This window comes from Paraburkholderia sp. BR10923 (assembly GCF_040948765.1).
In the GTDB taxonomy this organism is placed as follows: Bacteria; Pseudomonadota; Gammaproteobacteria; order Burkholderiales; family Burkholderiaceae; genus Paraburkholderia; species Paraburkholderia youngii.
The window spans coordinates 25338-49572 of record NZ_JBFPKO010000011.1 but is presented as its reverse complement, the minus strand read 5'-3'; the positions used below and the strand labels follow the sequence as shown (position 1 = coordinate 49572).

Here is a 24235-nt window from a genome sequence, read left to right as displayed (position 1 = left end):
AGGCACGGGCGCGGATTACCCGATGGCGCGCACGCGAAACGCTTCCCACCTGTACCGTGCGATGAAGTAGGCGTCCATCACTGAAATTGCATAGACGAAAATCCCCCCGGCATTTCGCCCAATAAAAGACCGACCGGGTGCCGCAAGCTGCACTGTCACGAACCCTAGCGACAGCATGAAGAACATCATGATCAAGGCACGCGTGGGCATCCGGTTGATCACCTGACCGGCTCCTGGCAGAAGGGCTCCCGCTACCAGCACTAGATAAGGATGCACGGGACGCCGTGCGCGCGACGATTCAGGTCTGTCCATAAACACCTCCTCTGATTACATCTGCACACACCTGCACGGCCTGGTCGAGCAGCGATTCAACGAGCGTTGTGGAAAGCCTCGCTTCGCGAAACACGGCCCGACGCAGTACGAGATACTCACTGCGGTCCGCACCTTGTGCCTGATAGACGATCCGCACGCCATGTGGCGTGACGAGCATCTCCTTCGCACGCGGATCCGCGAAGAATTGCTTAACGTGAGGGTCCAGTACGGAAAGGGGTAACTCGGTGGCAGGTTTGTCGGCTTTGATCGTCGTCTGGCTGGGCCACTCCTGGGGGGGCACGAGGCGTAAAGGCAAGCTGTCGGCAGGGGAGTAGAACTCGGTGTTCTGCGCGCGGGCGAGGAGGTCTACCGCTCCCTTTATCGGCAATTTGCGCTTCACCGTGACGAGCAGCCAAAGCGAGGGCACCTTGCGGAAAGCAGCGTCGTCGACGAGGGGGGCGACATGGACCTCGTATCCATCGTAGGACCCCGCCAGCACGGGCCAGGAGACACCGTCCTGGGTCAGGCGATGTTGCTCGAACAGCGCGAGGCATGCGTCGAACAGCCTGCCTCGCTCCGCTCGTAGTACCTTGCTGTTACGCAGGTACATCAGTGCGAGCACAATCAGGAACAGAAACGCAAGGGCAATACCCGTTGAGTGCATATCGGCCGCTCCACGTGGGTTCACGTCGGCTTTGGCAAGGAGAATGTCGATCAATAGTCCTTTGGACGCGGCCAGTCCATCGTGAACTGCTCGCCACGCTTGACGTATTTATAGCGATGCAGCGCAAACCAGATCGACGCCGTGATATAGAAGGCCATGATCGACAGCAGAGAAGTGCCGTACCCGAGATAGGTCGCGAAGTACGTCGCGGTGCAGAGTATGGCCAGCACGATCGACGGAATCGGATGAAACGGGTGAATGTAGCCGCGATTGATGATTCCGAGCGGCCATTTCCGACGGAACCTGACGATGTTGATCGACATGAATGTATAGCCGAGCAGGCCGGAAAGAATCGAGAATGTGATCACCTGGTCGAGCAGGCCCGTGAACGCGAAGGAGATGGCGATCGGCACGAGAAAAATGATCGCGCGGTATGGCGTGCGGTAGCGTGGGTGAACGGCGCCGAACCACATCGGCATATAGCGGTCTCTCGACATGGAAAACCATGCACGCGAGGCATCGTTGATACAGCCATTCGCCGACGCAACGGCCGAGAATAGTGTTCCGACGAACAAAAGTACCTGCAACGACTTGCTGCCGGTAAGCCGCGCTGCGTCGTAGAGGGGTGTGACCGCCTGGCCGAGATACTCCCAGGGCATGAGGCCCGTGGCGACATACCACGTCATCGCAGCTGCGACGAGCAGCGTGATCATGCCCGACATCGTCCCGAGCGGAATCGAGCGGCCTGCGGAGCGAACCTCCTCGGCAGCCTGGCAAGTGCCTTCGATGCCGAGGTAATACCACATGCCAAATTGCAGGGCTGCGACGACCCCCAGCCATCCATACGGCAACTGGGTCAGCAACTCGTGATGAAGGAGCGTTTGTCCCGGATGCCAGGGGGCGACGCCAAGGAACAGCATGACGATCGCGAGGAACGCAATGGCCGTGATGACGAAGTTGACCGTGAGCGTGACGAACACGCCCCTGTAATTGAGCAAGGCGAGACAGGCGATCGTGACGAGTGTGAATGGCCGTGAATCGAAATTCGCGTAGCCCGAATCCGTGGCGACTGCTTTGACCAGATCGCCCACCACGAGCGCGTCCGCAGCCTCGAGCATCGTGTAAGCCATCACCAGATAGAGCCCGACGTTGAACGCCATCAGCGGCCCGATGATGTGCTTGGCCTGGGTATATTGCCCGCCCGCTGCCGCGACAGTCGAAGTCACTTCCGAGTCGATCATCGCGACGCATGTGTAGAGCAGACCGATGATCCAGCATGCAATCAGCGATCCGTATGCGCCGCCTTTCGCGACAGAAAAGTTCCAACCCATGAACTCGCCGACCAGCACGATGCCGACGCCAAGCGCCCACACGTGAATCGGGCCCAACACCTTCAGCAAAGCGATGCGCTCGCCTGTCTGTGCTACTCCTGCTGCGTCACTCATGAGTGGCTCCCTGTGATTTAGGCCAACACTGTGTGGCTATTCGTTCCCTTCCGTGGAACTCATCAGGAAGTCATCGTCGTATTCACGGCTAACCCTGAATGCGTCGACGAGAATCCAAGCGAAGATGAGAACGGACAGGCCCCATGCGGCATTGCTCGACCATTGCCAAAGATTCATGACATCACCTTCCCAAATTTTTCCGCGATCACCTGACGGTATTGCTTGTCCGATACGCGCAGCACGAACACGAAGTACCCGACGATGACGAGTGCCGTCGCAATCAGCGAGACGGGTTCAATCTGATAGTCGAAACGTTGGGTAATGATCGGCTTCGCTTGTTGCACGTCGAAACCCAGCTTGCGCCATTGCCCTTCCATAGTGGCGTTTTGCCCCAAATCGCGCCACGTCACCTGCTTGCTCTCAGCCTGCGTTGCGAGAGCCTGGTCGGGGGCCTTCAGCAACAGGGGCGCGAGAAGGCTGCAGTACACGAGAACGAGCAGAAAGATGCTATCGATAAGCTGTCCGAATCCTTTCTGCACGGGAGGTACGTAATCGGCTGCCATGATGATTCTCCTCTTCAGGCGGTATTGCGGATTGCGCACGCAGGCAAATACCGTTCGTCACAGTTGTCGACTAGGGCAACTGTGTGACGCGGCCGTGCGCAGAAAAAAGTGAAAAAGGCAGTCCTAGTCGACGGCAGGACTGAACGATCCATCGCCGCGTCCCGCCAACTCCGCCTTGGCAGCGCGATTTGCGTCCAGGTGACGGATGTCGAGGCCGTAGATGTGATCTTTGTCTTCCCTGTAGTGGCGAATCATCGCGATGATCGACGCGGAATTGAACACCAGTACGGCACCTGCGCCGATCGATAGTGCGAGCCGAACCGCCGCGTCGGCAGTCTGGGAGGTGACGGCAAAGTACACATAGCCCACGGTCGCCCACAACAGGAGGAGAGCGATTTGCGCCATACGTTTGTCGCGGGAAAACATTCGATCAATACGCTTACGGATTGCGGGTTCCATGTCGTCCACTCCTTCCTGGGGTTACGCCGGAGACTCCGGCAAAGATCACTGATTGGGCTATCTTCCTGGTTCTGTGGGGTCAACAGAGTTTCGTGACAATATCTGTGTGTCCGCGTGGCCTTGTCAACAACGGGCAAGGGGTAGCCCGTTTAATGGTGACTACGCCTACCTTTTTGGAGGTACTCGCGTTTGGTACTGCTCGACGGAGTTCGCGGCCGATGCGCGTGATGGCGAGACGAATCGTGGGGACCTGAAAAATGTCCCTGAAGTCGTGGTGGGGCGGGGCCTTCGACATGCCTGTCTGGGAGACGGCAGCGCTTGTGCGAGTGAGCGGAAATTCGAGGCGATACCCCTTAGGGTGTACTCGTGTTCCCTGACGAGAAAAAAAGGTGATTGGCGTTGACGCTTTGGGTGGGCTTCGCTACTGTTGGTCTCTGCCATTTCTCATTGATTCGCGTGACAGCGCAACGATGATGTTTCTTCATCCACGGACACGGAAAACGGCCAATGAACAGCAACCGAGCGTCTTCTATTGAACAGCCTCACATCATCGATGGCGTAGCCGCGGCCTCGAATGTCGTCGAGTCAATCAAGGCGAAAGTGCAGGCCGAAAAGCTACGGCCCGGTCTGGCCGTGGTTCTCGTGGGAAGAGACCCGGCAAGCAGCGTCTACGTGCGGAACAAAAAACGCCGTGCCGAAGAATGTGGATTTCTGTCCCGTCAGTACGATCTAGCCGAGGCCACCAGCGAGGTCGAACTGCTCGCGCTCATACGGGACCTCAATCAGGATCCCGAGATTCACGGCATCCTGGTGCAGCTGCCCCTTCCACCGCAAATCAATCCCAATGCTGTTATCGAGGCGATTGCCCCAAACAAGGACGTCGATGGATTTCATTATTCAAATGCGGGTCGCTTGGGAACGGGAGACATCGAACAAGCCATTGTTCCTTGCACGCCGCTTGGTTGCCTGCATTTGCTAAAGCAGGTGCTAGGCGATGGTCTACGTGGCAAGCATGCGGTCGTGATAGGGCGCTCCAATATCGTCGGCAAGCCGATGGCGAACCTGCTGATGCACAACGATTGCACGGTCACCATCGTCCACAGTCGTACGGTCGAGCCGCAGAACATTTGCCGTCAGGCTGACATCGTCGTTGCCGCGGTCGGTATCCCGAAGCTCGTGAAAGCGGACTGGATAAAGGAGGGAGCGGTCGCAATCGACGTAGGTATTAACCGGGTCACGAGAACCAATGGCGAGTCGGGCCTCGTCGGCGACATCGACTACGACAACGTGTTGCCGCTCACCACCGCAATTACGCCGGTGCCGGGCGGGGTTGGCCCGATGACCATCGCGATGTTGATGCTGAATACGCTGAACGCTGCGGCGCGTTCGAATCATCCAGCCGCAACGTTGACAGTTTGAGTGGGACAGTGTCTGAACGTGTATATCGTCAATAGACCGCGAGACTGCGCGTGACAGCGACCACGAGGACCCCGGCGATGATCGTCCAATAGGGCAGGAGTCCCGCACGCATGCCCGACTTGCCTTCCTCAGTCCTATGCATGTCCTCCATCATCGTTTCGGGAAAAATCCCTTTATCAGTGACGTAATGGCGATAAAGAAAAACGGGAATAATCATTGCGGCGAAAGCGAGGCCCGAAATGAGCGTCCCCGAGCCCCAGATGTTCGACCCCATGCCGAGCAGTCCGAGGTTGACGAATGAGAATAACGTTCCGAGCGCCAGCAGCCAGTTAGGAGCGCGGAACGGCCGGTGCCAGTCCGGGCGGTCGCGCCGGTGAATCCAGGCAGCGTTCAGATTCAAAAAGATGAAGATGATATAGCCAACGTTGGACATGGCCAGCACGAATACATAGTCCGACATCAAGAGGAGGATCAGGTTGAAGCACAGGTCTGTCCACATCGCCCGGGTCGGAGCTCCGTCTTGATTGACGTATGAGAGGTATTTCGGCAACCAGCCTTCCCGCGAAGCCTGATAGAGCGTCCTGGAGGACCCCGCCATCGCTGTCATGATGGCCTGCACGAGCGCCAGCACCAGCATGACCGCGAGCACGCGTTCTACAAACGGGCCACCGTGGATCATCGGTGCCATTGCCTTCGCGATACCCAAACCGCTATAGATGTCGGGGGCCAGCATGCCGCTATAGACGGCTGGTGTCACGACGTGCCCGGCTGCGTCCTTGACTTCAGGGGTGACCAGGTGGCCCAGCCCGAGCACACCCTGAAAGGACAGAGGCAACACCGTGAAGACGAAGATGCACAGCAGGCCAGAATAGAGATTGGCCTTGAACGTATCGATCTTCGGATCACGGAATTCGCGCGTATAGCAGATGGCTGTCTCAAATGCATAGGTCGAATAGCCGGCGATGAAAAGTCCACCCGCCATCAGGGTGATTCCGGCGCGTCCCCATGTGCCATCTACGATCTGTCCGCTCGCGTCTCGCGCGAACGGAAGGAGCGGCAAAAGGTTGTGAAGCGGCAGATCAGCATGCAGAAGGGGCACGGTGCCAACGATGATCAGCGGTATGAGCGCAAGCACGCCGAGCGTCATCTGGATGCGGGCCGTGCGCAGGATGCCGCGATTCTGCATCGCAAAGGTGACAAGCAGAATCGCTGCACCTAGTATGAAGGTTGCGTTGATCCGGAGGCTCAATCCGCTTCTCAACCAGTCGAGATTGACGAGTGTGATCTGCCAGGTATTGATTGCGGCTTCCGGCGGGAACATGATTGTCAGGACATAGCCTGCCCCAAGTCCGGATCCAATCGCAATCACCGGCGACCATCCGAACCAGCTGCACCACACAGATAGCGGTGCGAGCAGTTTTGAGTAGCGCACCCATGCGATCGCACCGTAGACCGACGCGCCACCGGATTTGTGCGGGAACAGCCCCGCAATCTCCGCATAGGAAAACGACTGGATAAAGCCCAGACTTATCGAGATCATCCAGACGGCCCACGAGAGCTTGCCGACCGTGGCGGCAATCGAGCCGATTGAGAAAAGGACCAGCGCCGATGCGCCGCTTGCCACCCAGAATGCGCCTGTCCACGTTATGCTTCTTTTTAACGAACCTTGCGGTTCGAGGGCGTGGGGTTCGGGAATCGCGCTCATTGCTGTCTTCCTTTTCCGATGGGACACCTCGTGGGATGCCCCTTTCCATTGGCCAATTGAGGGGAAAAAAACGGTCGCGCGAGTGCGCTACGGTTCGTGTGCGCCTTATGGCACAGCGAGCGCTTGTCGGTAACCGAATGTAGCACGCATGTGCCGATGGAAAAAATGATGCTTCTACGGCGCGAGCCCATTCGACAGCGATTCAGGCCTTCAGTCACTCTGACTGCCAGACGGAGGTTGGCTGGGTCGCCGGAATGAGTCGTTGATACGGAGGGGCGGATGAGAGGTGGTTCCCCCGCGGCTCACTGCTGATTTGGAAAGCGTGAGGCTTTCATTTGCGCCGCGTGTTCCACACGCGCTCATCCATGACGCGTGCGGATGGGCGAGGACGCGAATTGACACATTTATCGTCGCAACGTTGACAGATTCAATGCGGTCTACGGCTCAGACCCGGGCAAGCACTCGTGGTATCTCGTCTACGAGCGCGTCGATTGCGACGCGTACCTTCGAGGGCAGATGTCGCGATTGCGGGCGGATGACGTGAACCTCGGCGCCCTGCACGCTGTTGCTATCCATCACGAGCGACAGCCGGCCGTCGCGCAGATAGGGCGCCATGAGCCAGCATGGTAACCAGGCGAGGCCTGCGCCCGCAGCCGCTGCGTCGGCGATGGCCTGGAGGTCGTCATAACGCAGGCGCGCGGACAGTCGGCACTCCTGCACCTCGCCGTCTGCGCCGAGCACTCGCCATGGTGTGCTCTGTCCACCGCGGCCGTAAGCGATGCTGACGTGCGAGCCGAGGTCGGCGAGGCCCGACGGCCGCCCGTGTCGATCGAGCCAGGCCGGAGACGCGCAAATGCCCATCCGCTGAACGCCGAGCCGGCGCCCGACAAGGGTTGCATGGTCCGGCAGCGGTCCAATCCGCACGGCGATATCGAAGCCGTCCTCGACCAGGTCCGAAACGCGATCGCTGAACGACATCTCGACGTCGAGCAACGGATGGCGCTCGACCAGCTTCAGCATCACGGGTGCGACGCACTGCCTGCCGAACAGCACCGGCGCGGTGATGCGTAGCCGCCCGGACGGATCGCGGCGGCCCGCCTCCAGTGTCGCCTCGACCGCGCCGAGTTCGGCCATCACGCGTCGGCACTGCTCATAGTACGCATGTCCTTCGTCGGTTAGGCTCAGATGGCGGGTGGTTCGCTGCAGCAGTCTCACTCCGAGACGCTGCTCGAGCCTCGCGACAATCTTCGCGATCGCCGAGCGCGTGACACCAAGGCGTTCGCCCGCTGCGGCGAAGGTGCCGGCATCCACGACATCCACAAATTCCGCAATGCCTCTTAGCCGATCGTCCATCGTGCGAGCTCCCGATACCGCGGTTTATGTTTCCTGGAAGGCGACGATAAGTCGTCAAAATCTCGTCAATGCGTCCTTTCCCGCAACACTAACATAGGTGCTTCTACCCGATGAGGAGTTGCTATGAACGCATGGAAACTGAAACCCGGCGCCGGTATCTCCGGCCTGAAGCGCAGCGACGCGACCATGCGATCGCCGGGGCCGACTGAGGTCGTTGTCAAGGTTCACGCGGCGTCGCTGAACTATCGGGACCTGATGTTCGCCCGCGGTGACTATCTCGGCATTGGCGATGTGCCGCTGATCCCGCTGTGCGATGGCGCGGGCGAAGTCGTCGAGACCGGCCGCGACGTGAGCCGCTTCAAATCGGGCGATCGCGTGGTCAACACATATTTCCCGCGTTGGATTGACGGCGCTCCGGCACCGTGGAAAGTCGACAGTTCGCCAGGCGCAAAAGTCAACGGCGTGCTGGCCGAGCGGTTCCTGGTCGACGAAACGGCTCTTGCGGTGATCCCGGCACACCTGGGTTATGAAGAAGCCTCCACGTTGTCGTGCGTCGGCGTCACCGCATGGAACGCGCTATTCGTGGACGGCGACGCGAAACCCGGTTCCACGGTGGTGCTGCTCGGCACAGGCGGGGTGTCGATCTTCGCGCTGCAGCTGGCCCGCGCGGCGGGTCTGCGCACGATCATCACGTCGTCGAGCGATGAAAAACTGGAACGCGCGCGGAAACTCGGCGCCGATGAGACGATCAACTACCGCACCAAGCCGGAATGGCAGAACGAGGTTCTCCGGCTGACCGATGGGGTAGGCGCGGATATCGTGCTGGAGATCGGTGGACGGGACACACTGCCGCGCTCGGTGGCCGCGACGAAAATGGGCGGCCTCGTGTCGATCATCGGTGGTGTGAGCGGCTTTAGTGGACCGGAGCTTGGACTCCTGCCGGTGATCGGGGGCATCAAGCGGTTGCATGGAATCATGGTGGGCAGCCGCTCGATGCTCGACGAGGTTGTCAGGCTCGTGTCGGCGCATCAAATCCGGCCGGTGGTCGATCACGTCTTTGGCTTTGACGACGCGCCTGCCGCGTACAGGCATCTTGAGTCCGGACAGCACTTCGGGAAGGTGGTGGTCCGGATAGACGCCTGAACCCTGTACTGATGAGGGTTCGGCGATGTCTGGATACGCGGGCATGAGGCCTGGGGATATTGTCGAACCGCGTGGGCGGCAGTGATCGACTCCGAATGGGGGGTGTGTGGAGCGCTTCGAAAGGCCCAGTACGACCCGAAGCGGCCCGTCGAGCCAAAGACCGTCGGATGGCCGCTGACTGTGGTGGAGCAGTCGTTCGATACCGTCGGCGAAGACAACTCATCGGTGCATCAGTCCGACACTGCTGGGCGCGCCAACATCAATAACCATAAGATTGCGCGGCCACGACCAATAATGCTCCAAGAACGACGAAGAGCGCGAAGATCGGCCAAGTGAACTTCGCCCAGCCCTCCTGCTGGCCGGGGACTTTTGCCGCCGAGTCCATAGTTCGCGATCGTGTACCGGTCCGACAGTGCAATCAGAATTCACCCGATGTAGCGCGAAGTTTCAGGCGGACGGAATAGCAGTATCAGATTTAGTAATGGTGCTGCCCGATTATTTTGGCGTGTCGCGCGGATTACTACACTTCGCTCATCGGAACCGTACCAGTTGAAGCCAGGCATCCACGCATCCCTTCACCTACCGATTGGGTCCGATTCAATCGACCGCGTCAAGCGATGACGCGCCGGCGATCCTTTACCTTTAATCCGGGAGTACGCTGTGAAAGACGCATGCGCTCAATTGAGCCAGGTGAAACGCCTTGCTTGCACTTTCCTCATCTTTGGCTTTCTTGCGACTGGGCCGTTGAATGCCCAAGCGCAAACTCAAGTCCAGACTCAGCAGCAAACCGCCCTGCCTCATGTTGCTGTACTGGCAACCGGTGGAACAATCGCTGGAACCGCGGCTACCGAAACGCAGACGACGGGCTATAAACCGGGCGTACTCACTGCAGACGCGCTTCTCAAATCGGTTCCATCGCTGGGAAAGGTCGCCCAGGTATCAGGCGAGCAGGTCTCGAACGTTGGAAGCGAAAACATCACCAACGCTATTCTTCTTAAGCTTTCGAAGCGAGTAAACGAACTGTTGGCTCAACCCGATATCGCTGGTGTGGTTATAACTCACGGAACCGATACACTCGAAGAGACCGCCTATTTCCTGAATCTGGTCGTTAAGAGCGACAAGCCGGTCGTCGTGACCGGCTCAATGCGCCCTTCGACGGCTATTAGCGCGGACGGCCCTAGCAACCTGCTTCAGGCGGTGACTGTCGCAGCATCACCGGCGGCGCGCGGGCGAGGGGTGATGATTGTTCTCAACGACCGGATCGGCTCCGCGAGATATACGACTAAAACTAACGCTGATAGCCTCGATACGTTCAAGAGCCCGGACGACGGCTACCTTGGTACGTTGGTTGACAACGTGCCGCACTTCGAAACTGCTGTAGTGAAACTTCACACAATGCAGACCCCGTTCGACGTGTCCAACCTCGATTCGCTTCCTGAAGTGGACATTATGTATGGCTATCAGAACGACGGAGGTTATCTCTATGACGGTGCAGTGGCCCACGGCGCGCGTGGCATCGTCGTGGCAGGCGTAGGCGCAGGCAGCGAGTCGCTTCTCGCGCTTCCGTCGATCAAGAAGGCAATCGATAAGGGTGTCATTGTGGTCCGTTCCTCGCGAACCGGCAGCGGTTACGTCCCGGAAGATCCCGCTTACGTTGGCCTTCTCGGGGATAACCTCGATCCGCAGAAGGCTCGAATTCTCTTGATGCTCGCGCTCACGGTCACAAAAGACCCGGCCCGGATTCAGGAGATGCTTCACCAATTCTGAAACACAGAGGTGTGGGACGGAGAACTGACCGGACGAAGTACCATTGAACGGCCCGGCGCTACGCGCTGGGCTTTTTTTACGCCCTTAAAAAATCGGCGCCCGCTGAGATTCAGCCTTGCTTCGAGTTAGTATTAGAAACTCTGATACTAGGGCTGGACCTGCTGTTTTACTGAATTTCTCGTCATAGACTGTTTTCAAGATGCCAAGACCACTTAGGCATTACACCGAGACAGGAGACGACAGTGAGCAATCAGGTGTTACTCGAAGACGTACCCCTTCGTCCTTTCCACGTGGGCGTCGCGTTTAGTGGCACGGGCGGCCAATTCAGCGACGGTTTCGTGCTTGGCATCATCGGCATCGCCGTCAGCATGGCAACGGGCCCTCTTCACCTCGACGCGTTCTGGATGGGACTACTCGGAGCGGCGTCGCTTGCGGGCCTCTTCTTCGGCAGCATGTTGGCAGGCCCGTTTGCAGACAAGTTCGGTCGCCGATCGATCTTTGCCTATGACATGCTGCTCTTCGCCGTCGTCTCGGGCGCGCAGTACTTTGTCACCTCGCCTACGCAGCTATTCGTTCTGCGTCTGCTTTTAGGGTTCATTCTCGGCGCTGACTATGTCGTGAGTAAGTCCCTGGTCACTGAGTATTCTCCGCGTCGCTACCGGGGACGCCTGCTCAGCGTTCTTGCCGCGGCTTGGGCGGCCGGCTATGTTGGCGCCTACCTTGCCGGGTTCGCAATGCGCGACATTGGCCCGGACGCCTGGCGAATCATGCTCGCGGCGAGCGGCGTTCCCGCCCTGTTGATTCTTCCGTTCCGTCTCATAGTGCCCGAATCGCCGATGTGGCTGATGAAACGCGGACGCGGCGACCAAGCTCTGGCCATCATTCGCCGTAAGTTCGGTCCCGAGGTTACCCTTCCGAAGCCCGCGGCCGATGCAAATCAGCATCGCGGCGGCGCATGGTCCGAGCTGTTCTCGCCGCGTTGGCGCAAAAACACCCTTGTCGGTTGCGTCTTCTACACGTGTCAGGTCATCCCTTACTTCGCATTGGGGACGTTCGCGCCGCGAGTGCTTGAGGCGCTGCACGTCAAAGACAAATTCGTTGGCGGCCTTGTCTACAACGTTCTGTTGTTCGCCGGTGCCATCATCGGGCTCTTGCTGGTCGATCGGCTGTCTCGCCGCGCCTTCCTGATCGGGACGTTCTACCTCGCATCGCTTGCTCTGGCGGTGCTTGCCTATGCCAATTTCGGCCCCGTCGGAACGATGATCGCATTCGGCGCATTCGCATGCATTCTCTCGGCAGCAGCAAACCTTGAATTCGTCTATCCGCCCGAACTATTCCCGACTCATCTGCGTGCATCTGGCGTGGGCCTGGCAGTTGCGTCAAGTCGCTTCGGTTCGGCAATCAGCACGTTCTTGCTTCCGCTGGCGGTCCAACACGTCGGCATTCACGCGGCGTTGGGCGTATGCGTCGCAGTGCTGCTCTTTGGCGGGGCCTTCTGTCACCTGATGGCACCTGAAACGGGCAATGAGAATTTGACCGACGTAAAGGCCGATACCACCGCCCAGGAAGAATCCCTTGCTGCTAAGCGCCATGCCTGACGGCTTACGTCTTCGTGGTGAGTGGCGAGCAGTCGGTTCCTCAAAGCGGAAAAGCATGCGGTTCTGAAGTCAGCAAGCATACGCGACAGTGAGGCCAGGCAACTATCAGGAACCGAGCAATGTCATCGAACAAACCACTCGACATGCATGCAGTGCAAATCTTTGTGGCCGTTGCCGAAGAAGGAAGCATGTCGGCAGCGGCAGCGAGGATGGGCATCTCACAATCAGGTGTGTCGCAGATAGTCCGGCAGCTTGAGGAAGAGTTAGGCGTCGTGCTGGTCAACCGTACGACACGACCACTCGCATTAACGCCGTTTGGAATCGCACTTCGGAATCGCGGAGCAGTCTTGAGTGAGGAAATTGCCAACCTGAAGGCGCAGGTCGTCGAGGCAGGTCAAGGAATCAAACCTGATTTGCGTATCGGATTGGTCGACTCCTTCGCATCAACTTGCGGCTCACTCTTCACCAAAAACCTGCTCAGCAGGGTTTCGCAGCTCTCGATACGCACCGGTCTAAGTCCGCAGCAGGGCGAAGCTCTGTTGCGCCGAGACCTGGACCTCATCATAACCAGCGACCCGTTGATGGATGCGAATGACGTTGTTCGCTACAGGCTGTTCTCAGAACGGTACTTCGTTATAACCCCAAAGGAGATGACAAAGCCTGTGCGAACTCTGGACGATCTGCGGTCGCTTTCCAAGAGCTTGCCTATCGTCCGGTTCAACCGAACCTCTCAGGTTGGCATGCAGATCGAACGGTATCTTCGGCGAATTGAAGTTCGCGCCCCCAACAGGCTGGAGCTGGACAATGCGGACGCCCTCACGTCCATGGTCGCCGAAGGCATCGGCTGGGCAATAACATCTCCCATGTGCCATCTCCAAGCTGTGACACATGCGGGCAACGTCGCTACTCACGTAGTTGACAAAATGGGCTTGGAGCGCTCGCTTTATCTAGTGGCGCGACGAGGCGAATACAACGCATTCTTCGATGACGCTTGCGAGACCGCGCATATGGTCATCAAAACATCGTTCATGCCGAGGCTGAAAGCCGTTGGCTCAAACATCGAATCTCTTATAACCGTTGGCGAAAGGAACACTCATGAATAAGCTTACTCAAGGCGAGCAGCGCACCGAGCAGGACTACGTCGGCAAAGTCACCATTCCGGCTGACAAGCTCTACGGTGTGAACACCGTTCGAGGCGTCGAAAATCTTACGGTGTCCCCGCTCAATGTGGCCCACTACGCACAATTCCGGGACGCGTTCGCACAGGTGAAGTGGGCCGCCGCACTGGCGAACTTCGACAACAACGTCGTGACCAAGGAACAGTGCGAAGCGATCGCACAGGCCTGTCAGGAAGTCATCGCCGGGAGGTGCGACGCGTCGCTTCTCGTAGATTTGATGGAAGGTTCGGGCGGGACTTCGACGAATATGAACTTCAACGAGGTCATCGCCAACCGTGCGCAGCAGTTCCTCGGACGCGCACCGGGCAGTTACGAAGTGGTTCATCCGAACGATCACGTCAATGCTTCGCAGTCGACAAACGACGCTTACCCGGCAGCTTTGAAGATCGCGACATATGCGATGCTCGGACCTTTGATCGAAGAGTTGTCGCAACTTGCGGTTCTGTTCGACGGCAAGGCCACCGAGTTTGCCGATGTGCTGCATCTGGGCCGCACCTGCCTACAGGACGCGCAACCGATGCGTCTCGGCCAGCTGTTTGGAGGCTATGCTTCTTTGACGAAGCGTCTGGCCGAAGAGCTCAATGTAGTTCGCGACAAGCTTCGCACGCTTCCGCTGGGTGGCACGGCGATCGGGACTGGTTTCGGCGCTCCGGCTGGCTACCGCGCTGCAGTGTATTCGCATCTTGGCAAAATCACAGGGGTGGACTATCAGGCACCAACGAACTCCTTCGATGCAATGCAGAACATGGACGTGTTCTCGCGAGTTTCGGCAGAACTCCGCACGACCGCCGTATCGCTCGCAAAGGTTGCTTCCGACCTGACGGTGCTGTCTTCGGGACCGGTGGGTGGCTTGGGCGAACTGAAGCTGCCAGAGGCACAGGCCGGTTCTTCAATCATGCCCGGGAAGGTCAACCCAGTCCTACCGATGGCAATGCTCCAACTGAGCTTCGCGGTCGTTGGAAACGACGTCACAGTTGCTCAGGCAGTGCAGTACGGTGAATTGGAAATCAACCATTTCGAGCCCGTAGTTGCGTCTCGTATGTTTGACAGCATCGTGCTGCTCACAAACGGCATTCAACGTTTCGCACAGAAATGCGTCAAGGGCATCCAGGCCGACGTTGAACGTAACGAGAAGCATCTTTTGGAATCGATGGCAGTTGCGACGGCGTTGGTTCCCAAGGTCGGCTACGCCCGTGTAAGTAAGCTCGCTCGCCAGTCGGTGGCGGAGGGCCGCTCGCTGGTAACCATCCTGGACGAATCGGGGTTGCTGTCGCCCGATGCGACCATCGCTGCGATCCGCAAGGCATCTTATCCTGTATTCGACGCATAACCGAAATGAATGGGGTCGGCCGTGCAGACAGTTTCGCGAGCCGGCCATCACCCTGCGACTTTAAAGACTAAAAGACATCAATGTTGGGAAAAGTCGAACTACTGAAGCTCCTCGACGATAGACAAATACCGTTCTCTTGCGAGCAGCATGATTCGGTGCTCAATATGGCTGAGTCAGGCAAACTCAACCTTGTGCTTGAGGGTGCGCGGTGCAAGAATCTTCTGCTTCAAGACAAAAAGGGACGTTACTACCTGATCGTTACGACGGCCTCCAAGTCTCTCGATTTGGTTGTTTTGGCGGACCTGCTTGGCAGCAAGCGTCTCTCCTTCGCGTCGCCAGACAAACTCATGGAACTGCTGGGCGTCCTGCCCGGCTCCCTGAGTCCGCTTGCGCTGGTCAACGATGAAGGGGAGCGTGTTCGGCTCATTGTGGATTACGATCTGCACGCAGAACCGTTGTTTCTCTTTCATCCGTTAGAGAACAACGCAAGCGTTTCGCTTTCTAAACAAGCATTTGACGCGTTCCTCCGAACCATCGATCATCGCGCCGACTGGAGACCGCTCCCTGATCGCGCCGTCGCTTAGAACGCCGTATCCGTGCGACAAGACCAGTGCTCATACGCTGTCCGACAGGTATCGGAGAGGAGCGGCCTTTCGAGTGACAGCTCGCTCTACAGGGATGCGGGGATACGCGGTGGATCATTCCATTCTGGACACCGCTCGTTTGCCAGCAACCTTGTTGAGCAGGGTACGACATTGAGACGGTGCAGCAACCTCTCGGTCATGCGGAATTCGACCACGTTTTGCCCTATCTGGCCGTGTCCGATAAAAGGCTGCGACAGATGTTTTGCGAGGTGTTATGAGAGTCATCCGACCCGGTGCGGCGGGCGAGACAGGCGACGCCACACGTAATAACATTGTCTTTACTTCTGCCGCGCCATGGTTTAACATTGTTCTTACTTTGGAGGTTTCATGAAGACGACGATTCGCAGAATGGGGAACTCGCAGGGCGTGCTAATTCCCAAGCCGTTCCTTGCGCAACTCGGGCTGGAGAGCGAAGTGGAGATGGAAGTCGAGAACGACGCCATTGTTCTGCGCCGTCCGAAGCACAAACCCCGTGAGGGTTGGGCGGAAGCAAGCAAGGCTCTGGCCGGGAGTGGCGGCGACGTGCTGGTCATGGGCGAGTTTTCAAATGCCGATGACGCGGAGCTTGCCTGGTGATGCGCGGGGAAGTCTGGTTGGTTGCGCTCGATCCGACGCTTGGTAGCGATATTCAAAAGGCGCGCCCCTGTGTCGTGGTGTCGCCTCCCGAAATGCACGATCACTTGCGCACAGTCATCGTCGCGCCGATGACTTCCAAGGGGCGGCCAGCGCCGTTTCGGATTCCCGTGACGTTCAAGCGCAAACAAGGTTTGATCCTTCTGGACCAGATTCGCGCAGTAGACAAGGTGCGCCTAGTCAAGAAAGAGGGCGCAGTGGCCGATAAGACGTTGTTGGACACCCTGCGAACCTTGCAGGAAGTCTTTGCAGAGTAGGGAAAATCGAAAAACGGAAAGGGAGAGCAGTGATGGTGGTCCACTTTTCAAACAAGCCCGCGAAGTACACGCCGAAAACGACTGTCGCTTTTCGTCGCGATGGTGGGCAGGGCAGAAGTCGAATGTGAAATCTCGGCAGAGGCCCTTGAGGATCATTTTGACTCGCCCTCGGTGCGAGGAGCCGACTTGGTGGCAGCGTTCGAGGCGCACCGCGCTCAGATCGAGGCTGTCGCGAGAGTGTAGCTGCCGCCACGGCTTCCAGCCGGTCGTTGCCTGCTAGTCTCCGATGATTTTTGACAACGGGAGAACGAGAGGCTTCCATGCGCGATCTGTTCATCTTGCTTCTGCTCGCAGCAGTCTTCACCCTAGGGAAGGCACTGGTCCGCGTCGAGAACGAGCGATATGCGCTTTGGCTTGGTATGTGCCCAAATATGGATCAGACGTTCAAGGCTATACGAGCAGGCGACCAAGATGCATGGAAATGCATGAAGACGATTCAGACACGGACGGCGTGGTGGTGGCATCTGTATTGCGCCATCGCTGATCACAACTGAAGCATGGGAAAACAACGGAATGCGCCCAAATCCTGTTGGCGCTAGAGGGAGCTAGCTGAGCAACGAACGAGTCCAGCGTCGATGAGATTCTTAAAGATCGCGCTCCGCGATGGGTCGGATTGGCGCTATTCCAGACCGTGATCATTTCGCTCATGCTCTATCTCTCCGATAACGGGAGCTGGTGGATGTACATTGAGCCATCCGTCATCCTTGTGGCGAGAGGGATTGTCAGTGCGACGCGGAGTTGGATGGTTGCCTTAGTCATGTTGATTTATGCTGTGGTGGTCGTCTTGAATCTACTCGGCGGGTGTGCCTTCGAGCTGTTGGAGTCGCATGACACTTCCGCTGTCATGAAATCTGTCGAGCATGCAAGCCATATTCGCGAGATTGCACACGTGTACGTGTGGGAAGCAGGATGGGCTAACTTGAGCGCCACATGGGTCTACCGCTTTAGATAGGAAAACACTGATTTCAGTCACGCGATCAACCACTCGTTGGAGACACTTTGTCGAGCATGCGCATGTTGATTCTTGGGTTGGCTATCGGCTACGGCATCGGCTTCCTTCAGTATCGTCGCGCCGATGCGGACCCGATGCGCAAGATCACCCTCTGTGCTCACGAGTTAGAAGCAAAAGAGCGGGCAAACGGAATCACGGTTAGGAAAATTATGAAACGTGATTGGGATCTACTACGGCAGCAGCTATCGGACATAGAGGAAGGCGTTGACGTGCTCGCAGACATCCCAGACCTTCGACGCGATCAAAGCGCTCGCAGGTTTCGCTTTAAAGCACGCATTGGGTGGATAGAAAAATTCGCCGCCACACGCGGCACTGGAAGACCATGAGAACCAATAAGACCATTTCGCTTGGCGATGTTGAGTCCGCCATCTCCGAATTTAACCGAGAGTTCCCCAGGCCGAAGCTGGGGCCTCCGTTCAGCATAGTCGACGATTATGTATCGAGCAGCTTTCCTAACGCCGCGTCTGCTGGCGTTTATTTCATCTTCGACCGCGATGACAACCTGCTATACATTGGCAAGGCGGACGGCCTTGGGGCTCGCCTCGGCTCCCATTTTGGCTGGAACACGGACCGGACAGCCGGTCGTGTCAAAAATCAGAAACTGCTCGCGGCGCACGCGGTGCGCACCATAGGACTTCCTGATGAAAGTCGCTTTGAGGCGCCCGCTATCGAAGCGTTCCTGATCCGTCGGCTCGACCCAACCCTTAATGTGATCGGGCGCGACCTGTCGTAGAAGTTGCCAAGGAAACGTTGCTTGCGGACTTGCTCAAGCCGTGGCTCGAAAGGCGTCACTTGTCCGATCAAAAAAATCTAAGTTGAAGCGGGGAGTTGTATGAATCGAAGCATCGCTATCGCAGCCTTGTGCGCCCTTTGCCTGAGTGCGTGCGCTCTGAATAATGCGACGACGCCGGCCACCGCCGGTGACAAGACGACTGCAATGACGGGTACGACGGCGCCAAACGCCGAAGCTTTGGTTGAGCGGGCCATCGAGGAACAGCGGCTCAAACAGGCCGGCGTGCAGCCTGGCACGAAGAAAGCGGAGATCCTGCTCAAATGGCAGCGTGCGGTTCGCGACGCGCCCGATCTCAGGGCCCGATTCCCGACAGGCATCCCGCCGGTCGAAAGCCCCGCAGGGCGAGCGCTGATTGCTGACGGGATGACGCGCATTTCGCCAGCGAAGAGATCAGAGTTCTGGTCGTTATATGCTCGCGTTGCCGCTGCCCACCTACCGGACGATTGCTACGGACAACGCTCGGCGGCTGCCATATCGAGTCGCCTGATGACGTTCGCTAACCTTACTGATGAAGACACTGACGAGTACCTCGGACTAATCGCCGGGATGCTGCACGCGAGTGCGCAAACTTCGCCGCAGCATGTGCCTACAGCTGCCGAACACACGGCCGCCACTATCGCTCTGGGTAAGCTCATGATGACGGAGGTCAAAGACAAAGCCGATGCCGATCGCCTCGCTCAAGTTACCGTCAACCCGAGTGGCGCCTCTGTCACCGACGCATGCTGGGTTATGAAAGCCTCGATCCGTTCGATTGACAGACTGCCCCCAAATGAGAAAGAGATCGTGTTAGCCGGGACGTCTCTGCAGGCGGCAGCCGCAGCGGCAAGCAAGCTTCCACGTCCCAGCTTGCCAGGGCCGGCGTCCGCACCGGTGCCGGCGCGTCCTACAGCGCGGCAACTGTGACAGCCACATCGCTTCCCGACGGGAAGAGGCAGACTGACTAGGAAAGCAGGGAATCAACTGCCGGGGAGTAGCGAATGAAGCGAGTAACCTGGAGTCGGACTGTACGCCGCGCACACATGCGTCTGCGGCCTCAGGCGGAGCGGATCAAGACTGTCGAGGATTCTGGATGACTCCGGCCTATGCTTGGCTTCGCCATGTACTCGGCAAGCAAGATGCGTGGAGCGCGGCGCAACGGAAGTTGGAAGCGCTGGACAAGCGACGTTGGCGTATTGCACGTGCGCCGGTCGGGATGATCCGGCACAACCCAGCCTACGGAGCAGCGCGCAAAGTCAAGGCGCCGCAGAAGACACAGCCATTCGCCGAACTGTTCAAAGATGCGACAGGCAGCAGCCGCGTCGAGGCGGAGCCGGACATGTCCGGCTGGCTTCGGCCACAATAGGACATTGGAGACATGTCTATAGATCGATGACGATCGCTGCGTTTTCTTACCCAGAATTCCGGAATGGCTACAATGTAATCCAGCCAGTCTACGGGTCGGTCCTCGAATGACAACGAAACAGAGATTTACCACTGCGCTGTTTTGCGCGCTCGCTTGGATCGTTATCGACCAGTTGACGAAAGCATTGTTTAAGCAAATATTGTCGTCCGGCGAGGTAGTGTCGCTGTTTGCCGGAAGTCTCCTGGTTCTTCCCACCTACAACCATGGCGCGTTCCTTAGCCTTGGGGCGGAAATGTCCGACGCGACGCGCAATGCAATTCTCGTATATGGTGTTTTGGCGATTCTGGTCGGTCTGGTTGGTTGGTTGTTGCGGTCGCCCAAGCTTGGCCGAGTTGACGTCATTGCGATAGCTTGCATTCTGGGCGGTGGACTTAGCAATCTCATCGATCGCTGTGTGTATGATGGCCGGGTTTTCGATTTCTTCAACATGGGTATCGGACGCCTGAGAACGGGCATATTCAATTTCGCGGACGTCGGAATCATGCTCGGCGTAGCGCTACTCCTTCTCAGCAGCGTGAAACGCAAGCCCACTTTGCCCGCGGACCGCAACAGCCTGAGAATCTAAAGCCGAGGAGTACGGCCGACAACTGCTCTGGATGACGTAGCAGTCTATCTAGGTGATTTCCACCTGATACTTGCCGCTCTCGTGTCACCGCTTGCCCATTCGGCATCGACCCGGTCCGGCCATGACCGGTCACTCAAGGTCTCCTCCGGAATCCGCGACAATTAGACAGAAACCGCTATACAGGGAGCATTGGGGATGTTGATCGCCTTCGGGGGACTACCGGGAACCGGAAAGACAACGGTAGCGCAAACACTCGCACGTAGGCTCGCCGCAGTTTATCTGCGTATCGACACGTTGGAACAGGCATTCTTCGCGTCCGGGGACGGGCAGGCGGATATCGGAGCTGCCGGCTACCTGGCCGCATATGCAGTTGCGGGCGATAACTTACGGCTTGGGTTGACCGTCGTCGCGGACTCGGTCAATTCGTTGCACATTACGCGTAGCGCCTGGACAAATGTGGCGTTCGACGCAGGTGTGCAAATTTTCGAAATCGAGTTGGTTTGTTCGGACGCCGCGATGCATCGTCAGAGGGTCGAGGGGCGAAAGGCTGATATCCCGGGCTTTCAGCTGCCGACATGGAAGAGCGTGCTCGAACGTCAATACGAACCATGGGAATCGGTAAATCTCGTCGTCGACACCGCAAAGGTTTCGGTCGAACAAGCCGTTGAAGCAATCATGCAGCGCCTGTTTGCGGCACCTCCGGATAATAGAACGGTTTAGCGTGCGAGACGCCGAGCATGCTGATTGCATGAGGCGGCGCTCGGCCAACTGCGGACGCTTGGCCTCAACAAATGCCCGTCAGATAGCGGACGTTCGATGGGTTGGGTATTCTGTTCCAACGAGCGTGGATTTCGCTTACGCGGACCTTTCCACGCTACACCCTTGGCTAACGCCTTCTTTCCAGGGGCAAACATTGGCAGACGAAAACAATTTTGTAGCCGTAGTCGTCGCGATTGAGGACGAGACAGCAATTCGCTCGTTGCTAGCTCGTTTGCACGATGCGTGGGCGCGTGGCGATGGGGCGGCATATGCACAGAGTTTTGCGGAACAGTCTGACTACATCACATTCAACGGGATGCATCTTCGCAGTCGGGCCGAGAATTCTGCGGTACACAGCGCGCTCTTCCGAGGCGTCCTTAAAGACACCGGACTGTCGGTCGAAATCGAAAGCATCGTCCTACTCTCGAGCAACATTGCGCTGGTCCATACTGCAGGAAGTGAGCGAAAGAGATCCTATCAAACCTATGTCCTCGTAAAATCTGGCGGAGACTGGTTAATCCGATCGTTCCGGAATACCCGCGTACAACCGCTCAGCGTCAAGATCACGCGCTGGGCACAGAGATGCGCCGATCGTCGATAGCCTCACGACCCGTCAAACGCAGAAGCTGACGACGGCACTCTGGAAAAGCTGTCGCTCGTCGCCGACGGCTCAGGGTCGGTTTGGTGCATTCGCCGCCGGCCCGGTGGCGGCCAAGTGCCAGCGGCCCCCATCAGGCAGAACCCGGCCACTTTCTGCCGCTCGCCTGAACCGTGCAGAGGTCATTCGAACGGCCGGTCCACTTCGAAACCCGCCCGATGCGCGACGCGCGCTTGTCTTACGGTTTGTTCGACGCCTGCCCATGTCCGCGGGCTCGCAAGCACGCGTCAGCGCTCGCGGGCAGGCGTTGGGCAAACCTAAAAAAACTACCGTCTTTGAGACGCCGGTCAGGATGTGCGCACTGCTCCGTTAGCTGCCCCGGCGGCGGACACTATTTTTTTCGATGTGGTTGGCCTTACCCCGGTTTAGGTCCTTGGAAAGAACTGACTGTCCACGTGTCAGTGTGAAGCCACCGGTGCACGTACGCGAACGCAGAGGGCGGTGTCCTCGCGGTCGAAGTGGCGACCATTGAACAAACGATGTTGTCTAGGCAACGTGACTGCGAACCATTCCTTTGTTCATTACCAAACCTGGCGCGTCCCACTTTCCAGGAAGCGGAGTGGTCCCGGAAGCAAAGATGTTCCGGAAGCTCCAAATTCAGGGTTCACCGATGCGCGACAAGACCCGTGCCATGGCGCACTGAGGTCATCAATGGCTCCGCAGATCCATCTCTCAGCACGATCGGTGTGCCTGATCGCCGACTCGGGGCATACCCCAGATAAGACCTGGTTTTTTGGAATTCAGCTTGCATCCAGATTTTTTTTTCAGCATCCTGTCTAGACAAGATGCGATGCGAACAGAGTCGCGCGCTCATTCCAGAGGTTTCGCAATCACAGGAGAGTCGAGATGCACGCGAAGTACAGCGGGTTGGCGAAGGGATTGATCGGTGCTGCAGTCGGTGCCGCCATGCTCTGCGGCGGTGTCGCGCAGGCAAAAGAATGGAAGACGGTGACGATCGCGCTCGAAGGGGGCTACGCGCCCTGGAACCTGACGCTGCCGGGCGGCAAGCTGGGCGGTTTCGAGCCTGAGCTGGTCGCGAACCTGTGCGCTCGCGCGCAGCTGCAGTGCAATCTCGTGGCGCAGGACTGGGACGGCATGATTCCGGGCCTTCAGGCCGGCAAGTTCGATGTGCTGATGGACGCGATCTCGATCACGCCCGAGCGCGAGAAGATCATTGCATTCTCAAAGCCCTATGCGGCGACGCCCGCGACCTTCGCTGTGACCGACACGAAGATCGTGCCGAAGACGGCCGCCAGCGCCCCCCCGCTGAAGCTTGATAGTGACGCGCGGTCCCAAGCCCCCGCTGTGGACGCGCTGCGCACCGCGTTCAAGGGCAAGACGATCGGCATCCAGTCCGGCACGGTCTATACACGCTTCATCAACGAGAACTTCAAGGATGTCGCGTCGATCCGCGTGTACAAGACTTCGCCGGAGCGCGATCTCGATCTGGCCAACGGCCGCATCGACGCCTCGTTTGACGACGTGACCTACTACGCCGCCAATGCCGACAAGAGGGAAGCGTCCTCCACGGTGACGGTCGGCCCGAAGATCGGCGGCCCGATCTGGGGGCCGGGCGAAGGGCTCGCTTTCCGCAAGCAGGACGCCGACCTCAAGGCGAAGTTCGACACGGCGATTGCTGCCGCGCTCGCCGACGGCACGGTGAAAAAGCTCTCGCAGAAGTGGTTCAAGACCGACGTGACGCCCTGAGCGGCGCCTACGGTCTGGCCGCGCGCCGCGCAGCACCTGGTTGAGGGCGCGCGGCCCCGTTCGCAAGCTTGCCTGGGGTAGGAAAATGTCTCTGTTCGAAATGCTTGGATTTGGTCCTGATGGCTGGGCCGGCGTGCTGTTGCTCGGTGCGCTCATGACTGTTGCCCTGACGCTCGCTGCGCTCGCGATCGGTGCCATATTCGGCGCGCTCATCGCCGCCGCGAAGCTCTCGCGCTATCGCACGGCGCGCGTGATCGGTGACTGCTACACCACCGTCTTTCGCGGCGTGCCTGAGTTGCTCGTCATCTATCTGTTCTACTTCGGCGGCTCGACGCTGGTTTCGTCGATCGGCCAGTGGTTCGGCGCGGACGGCTTCATCGGCGTGCCGCCTTTTGCAATCGGTGCGTTCGCGGTAGGCATGATTTCCGGCGCTTACCAGGCGGAGGTGTATCGCGCTGCGGTATTGGCCGTCTCGCGCGGCGAACTGGAAGCGGCGCGGGCGATCGGCATGCCTACGCTCACCATGGCGCGCCGCATCCTGATTCCCCAGGTACTGCGATTCGCACTCCCTGGCATCGGAAACGTCTGGCAACTGAGCCTCAAGGATTCCGCGCTGATTTCCGTCACCGGACTGGCCGAACTGCTGCGCGCAAGCCAGGTGGCCGCCGGTTCCACACACCAGTATTTCCTCTTCTTCGTGGTGGGCGGGGCTCTCTATCTCGTGATGACGGGCATGTCGAACCGCGTTTTCGGCCGCGCGGAAGCGATCGTCGCACGGTCCTTCAAGCGCAATTTCGCACGTAACTGAC

General features: G+C 58.4%; 28 protein-coding genes. 20 read left to right on the top strand and 8 right to left on the bottom strand.

The genetic code is table 11. The features are described 5' to 3' along the window. Positions 1-15: 15 nt before the first annotated feature. From AB3X94_RS21290 to AB3X94_RS21270, 5 genes are all read right to left on the bottom strand, one after another. A complete protein-coding gene (locus tag AB3X94_RS21290) occupies positions 16-312 on the bottom strand; it encodes a hypothetical protein (RefSeq protein WP_176110930.1) in 297 nt (98 codons plus the stop codon). Further along, entirely contained in the window at positions 299-1030 is a 732-nt protein-coding gene (locus AB3X94_RS21285; RefSeq protein WP_368612621.1) for a hypothetical protein, read from the bottom strand. The genes AB3X94_RS21290 and AB3X94_RS21285 overlap by 14 nt, the downstream gene beginning before the upstream one ends. Beyond that, positions 1027-2421, bottom strand: a complete 1395-nt coding sequence (locus AB3X94_RS21280; RefSeq protein ID WP_176110929.1) for an APC family permease — start codon at positions 2419-2421, stop codon at positions 1027-1029. Before AB3X94_RS21280 ends, AB3X94_RS21285 begins: the two co-directional genes overlap by 4 nt. 173 nt (positions 2422-2594) lie before the next feature. After that, positions 2595-2984 (bottom strand): hypothetical protein, encoded by a 390-nt coding sequence (locus AB3X94_RS21275; protein WP_176110927.1) that lies wholly within the window; start codon positions 2982-2984, stop codon positions 2595-2597. A gap of 123 nt (positions 2985-3107) precedes the next feature. Then, positions 3108-3443, bottom strand: a complete 336-nt coding sequence (locus tag AB3X94_RS21270; protein WP_176110926.1) for a hypothetical protein — start codon at positions 3441-3443, stop codon at positions 3108-3110. Between the two features lie 507 nt (positions 3444-3950). Between AB3X94_RS21270 and AB3X94_RS21265 the strand changes: the two genes are divergently transcribed. Then, positions 3951-4862: a bifunctional 5,10-methylenetetrahydrofolate dehydrogenase/5,10-methenyltetrahydrofolate cyclohydrolase gene (locus AB3X94_RS21265; RefSeq protein ID WP_368612620.1), complete on the top strand. Its 912-nt coding sequence runs from the start codon at positions 3951-3953 to the stop codon at positions 4860-4862. Between the two features lie 28 nt (positions 4863-4890). Here the strand turns inward: AB3X94_RS21265 and AB3X94_RS21260 are convergent, their stop codons facing one another. Together AB3X94_RS21260 and AB3X94_RS21255 are read right to left on the bottom strand one after the other, a co-directional pair. Continuing rightward, a complete protein-coding gene (locus AB3X94_RS21260) occupies positions 4891-6567 on the bottom strand; it encodes an APC family permease (RefSeq protein WP_368612619.1) in 1677 nt (558 codons plus the stop codon). Positions 6568-7011: 444 nt separating this feature from the next. Beyond that, on the bottom strand, positions 7012-7920 hold the full coding sequence (locus tag AB3X94_RS21255; protein ID WP_176110923.1) for a LysR family transcriptional regulator: 909 nt from the start codon (positions 7918-7920) through the stop codon (positions 7012-7014). A gap of 123 nt (positions 7921-8043) precedes the next feature. On the opposite strand from AB3X94_RS21255, the gene AB3X94_RS21250 reads away from it, so the two are divergent. Further along, the gene (locus AB3X94_RS21250; protein WP_368612618.1) at positions 8044-9063 is read left to right on the top strand and encodes an NAD(P)-dependent alcohol dehydrogenase; all 1020 of its coding nucleotides are present in this window, start codon (positions 8044-8046) and stop codon (positions 9061-9063) included. Between the two features lie 259 nt (positions 9064-9322). On the opposite strand, the gene AB3X94_RS21245 is transcribed toward AB3X94_RS21250, so the two are convergent. Next, positions 9323-9448 (bottom strand): hypothetical protein, encoded by a 126-nt coding sequence (locus tag AB3X94_RS21245; protein WP_368612617.1) that lies wholly within the window; start codon positions 9446-9448, stop codon positions 9323-9325. A gap of 275 nt (positions 9449-9723) precedes the next feature. Between AB3X94_RS21245 and AB3X94_RS21240 the strand changes: the two genes are divergently transcribed. The 18 genes from AB3X94_RS21240 (at position 9724) to AB3X94_RS21155 (ending at position 24234) form a co-directional block, all read left to right on the top strand. After that, positions 9724-10830: a type II asparaginase gene (locus tag AB3X94_RS21240; RefSeq protein WP_368612616.1), complete on the top strand. Its 1107-nt coding sequence runs from the start codon at positions 9724-9726 to the stop codon at positions 10828-10830. Positions 10831-11072: 242 nt separating this feature from the next. Continuing rightward, positions 11073-12428 carry an MFS transporter gene (locus AB3X94_RS21235; RefSeq protein WP_176110921.1) on the top strand — a complete coding sequence of 452 codons (1356 nt, stop codon included), beginning with the start codon at positions 11073-11075 and terminating at the stop codon, positions 12426-12428. A gap of 119 nt (positions 12429-12547) precedes the next feature. Next, the gene (locus AB3X94_RS21230; protein ID WP_368612615.1) at positions 12548-13531 is read left to right on the top strand and encodes a LysR family transcriptional regulator; all 984 of its coding nucleotides are present in this window, start codon (positions 12548-12550) and stop codon (positions 13529-13531) included. Next, a complete protein-coding gene (locus AB3X94_RS21225) occupies positions 13524-14936 on the top strand; it encodes an aspartate ammonia-lyase (protein ID WP_176110919.1) in 1413 nt (470 codons plus the stop codon). The genes AB3X94_RS21230 and AB3X94_RS21225 overlap by 8 nt, the downstream gene beginning before the upstream one ends. A gap of 80 nt (positions 14937-15016) precedes the next feature. Continuing rightward, the gene (locus AB3X94_RS21220) at positions 15017-15520 is read left to right on the top strand and encodes a YbaK/EbsC family protein (protein WP_368612614.1); all 504 of its coding nucleotides are present in this window, start codon (positions 15017-15019) and stop codon (positions 15518-15520) included. Between the two features lie 387 nt (positions 15521-15907). Then, on the top strand, positions 15908-16156 hold the full coding sequence (locus AB3X94_RS21215; protein WP_176110917.1) for an AbrB/MazE/SpoVT family DNA-binding domain-containing protein: 249 nt from the start codon (positions 15908-15910) through the stop codon (positions 16154-16156). Then, entirely contained in the window at positions 16150-16470 is a 321-nt protein-coding gene (locus AB3X94_RS21210; RefSeq protein ID WP_176111940.1) for a type II toxin-antitoxin system PemK/MazF family toxin, read from the top strand. Before AB3X94_RS21215 ends, AB3X94_RS21210 begins: the two co-directional genes overlap by 7 nt. 81 nt (positions 16471-16551) lie before the next feature. Next, positions 16552-16713, top strand: coding sequence for a DUF1488 domain-containing protein (locus AB3X94_RS21205; RefSeq protein WP_368612709.1), 162 nt, complete (start codon positions 16552-16554; stop codon positions 16711-16713). Between the two features lie 77 nt (positions 16714-16790). Continuing rightward, the gene (locus tag AB3X94_RS21200) at positions 16791-17024 is read left to right on the top strand and encodes a hypothetical protein (protein ID WP_176110915.1); all 234 of its coding nucleotides are present in this window, start codon (positions 16791-16793) and stop codon (positions 17022-17024) included. Positions 17025-17544: 520 nt separating this feature from the next. Continuing rightward, on the top strand, positions 17545-17868 hold the full coding sequence (locus tag AB3X94_RS21195) for a hypothetical protein (RefSeq protein WP_176110686.1): 324 nt from the start codon (positions 17545-17547) through the stop codon (positions 17866-17868). After that, positions 17865-18275: a GIY-YIG nuclease family protein gene (locus AB3X94_RS21190; RefSeq protein ID WP_368612613.1), complete on the top strand. Its 411-nt coding sequence runs from the start codon at positions 17865-17867 to the stop codon at positions 18273-18275. Before AB3X94_RS21195 ends, AB3X94_RS21190 begins: the two co-directional genes overlap by 4 nt. Before the next feature lie 99 nt (positions 18276-18374). After that, positions 18375-19238, top strand: a complete 864-nt coding sequence (locus tag AB3X94_RS21185; protein WP_368612612.1) for a hypothetical protein — start codon at positions 18375-18377, stop codon at positions 19236-19238. 166 nt (positions 19239-19404) lie between these two features. Next, positions 19405-19677 (top strand): hypothetical protein, encoded by a 273-nt coding sequence (locus tag AB3X94_RS21180; RefSeq protein ID WP_176110912.1) that lies wholly within the window; start codon positions 19405-19407, stop codon positions 19675-19677. Between the two features lie 106 nt (positions 19678-19783). Then, positions 19784-20302, top strand: coding sequence for a signal peptidase II (lspA, locus tag AB3X94_RS21175; protein ID WP_176110911.1), 519 nt, complete (start codon positions 19784-19786; stop codon positions 20300-20302). 195 nt (positions 20303-20497) lie between these two features. Further along, entirely contained in the window at positions 20498-21022 is a 525-nt protein-coding gene (locus tag AB3X94_RS21170) for an AAA family ATPase (RefSeq protein ID WP_176110910.1), read from the top strand. 28 nt (positions 21023-21050) lie between these two features. Next, a complete protein-coding gene (locus AB3X94_RS21165) occupies positions 21051-21662 on the top strand; it encodes an SgcJ/EcaC family oxidoreductase (protein ID WP_368612708.1) in 612 nt (203 codons plus the stop codon). Between the two features lie 963 nt (positions 21663-22625). Continuing rightward, entirely contained in the window at positions 22626-23426 is an 801-nt protein-coding gene (locus AB3X94_RS21160) for a transporter substrate-binding domain-containing protein (protein ID WP_368612707.1), read from the top strand. Between the two features lie 85 nt (positions 23427-23511). Then, positions 23512-24234 carry an ABC transporter permease gene (locus AB3X94_RS21155; protein WP_368612706.1) on the top strand — a complete coding sequence of 241 codons (723 nt, stop codon included), beginning with the start codon at positions 23512-23514 and terminating at the stop codon, positions 24232-24234. Position 24235 lies beyond the last annotated feature (1 nt).

Coding starts and splice junctions, on each gene's coding strand:
- AB3X94_RS21290 (WP_176110930.1), bottom strand. CDS start 312: ATGGACAGACCTGAATCGTCGCGCGCACGGCGTCCCGTGCATCCTTAT.
- AB3X94_RS21280 (WP_176110929.1), bottom strand. CDS start 2,421: ATGAGTGACGCAGCAGGAGTAGCACAGACAGGCGAGCGCATCGCTTTG.
- AB3X94_RS21275 (WP_176110927.1), bottom strand. CDS start 2,984: ATGGCAGCCGATTACGTACCTCCCGTGCAGAAAGGATTCGGACAGCTT.
- AB3X94_RS21270 (WP_176110926.1), bottom strand. CDS start 3,443: ATGGAACCCGCAATCCGTAAGCGTATTGATCGAATGTTTTCCCGCGAC.
- AB3X94_RS21265 (WP_368612620.1), top strand. CDS start 3,951: ATGAACAGCAACCGAGCGTCTTCTATTGAACAGCCTCACATCATCGAT.
- AB3X94_RS21260 (WP_368612619.1), bottom strand. CDS start 6,567: ATGAGCGCGATTCCCGAACCCCACGCCCTCGAACCGCAAGGTTCGTTA.
- AB3X94_RS21255 (WP_176110923.1), bottom strand. CDS start 7,920: ATGGACGATCGGCTAAGAGGCATTGCGGAATTTGTGGATGTCGTGGAT.
- AB3X94_RS21250 (WP_368612618.1), top strand. CDS start 8,044: ATGAACGCATGGAAACTGAAACCCGGCGCCGGTATCTCCGGCCTGAAG.
- AB3X94_RS21245 (WP_368612617.1), bottom strand. CDS start 9,448: ATGGACTCGGCGGCAAAAGTCCCCGGCCAGCAGGAGGGCTGGGCGAAG.
- AB3X94_RS21230 (WP_368612615.1), top strand. CDS start 12,548: ATGTCATCGAACAAACCACTCGACATGCATGCAGTGCAAATCTTTGTG.
- AB3X94_RS21225 (WP_176110919.1), top strand. CDS start 13,524: ATGAATAAGCTTACTCAAGGCGAGCAGCGCACCGAGCAGGACTACGTC.
- AB3X94_RS21220 (WP_368612614.1), top strand. CDS start 15,017: ATGTTGGGAAAAGTCGAACTACTGAAGCTCCTCGACGATAGACAAATA.
- AB3X94_RS21215 (WP_176110917.1), top strand. CDS start 15,908: ATGAAGACGACGATTCGCAGAATGGGGAACTCGCAGGGCGTGCTAATT.
- AB3X94_RS21200 (WP_176110915.1), top strand. CDS start 16,791: ATGCGCGATCTGTTCATCTTGCTTCTGCTCGCAGCAGTCTTCACCCTA.
- AB3X94_RS21195 (WP_176110686.1), top strand. CDS start 17,545: ATGTTGATTCTTGGGTTGGCTATCGGCTACGGCATCGGCTTCCTTCAG.
- AB3X94_RS21190 (WP_368612613.1), top strand. CDS start 17,865: ATGAGAACCAATAAGACCATTTCGCTTGGCGATGTTGAGTCCGCCATC.
- AB3X94_RS21185 (WP_368612612.1), top strand. CDS start 18,375: ATGAATCGAAGCATCGCTATCGCAGCCTTGTGCGCCCTTTGCCTGAGT.
- AB3X94_RS21180 (WP_176110912.1), top strand. CDS start 19,405: ATGACTCCGGCCTATGCTTGGCTTCGCCATGTACTCGGCAAGCAAGAT.
- lspA (WP_176110911.1), top strand. CDS start 19,784: ATGACAACGAAACAGAGATTTACCACTGCGCTGTTTTGCGCGCTCGCT.
- AB3X94_RS21170 (WP_176110910.1), top strand. CDS start 20,498: ATGTTGATCGCCTTCGGGGGACTACCGGGAACCGGAAAGACAACGGTA.
- AB3X94_RS21165 (WP_368612708.1), top strand. CDS start 21,051: ATGAGGCGGCGCTCGGCCAACTGCGGACGCTTGGCCTCAACAAATGCC.
- AB3X94_RS21160 (WP_368612707.1), top strand. CDS start 22,626: ATGCTCTGCGGCGGTGTCGCGCAGGCAAAAGAATGGAAGACGGTGACG.
- AB3X94_RS21155 (WP_368612706.1), top strand. CDS start 23,512: ATGTCTCTGTTCGAAATGCTTGGATTTGGTCCTGATGGCTGGGCCGGC.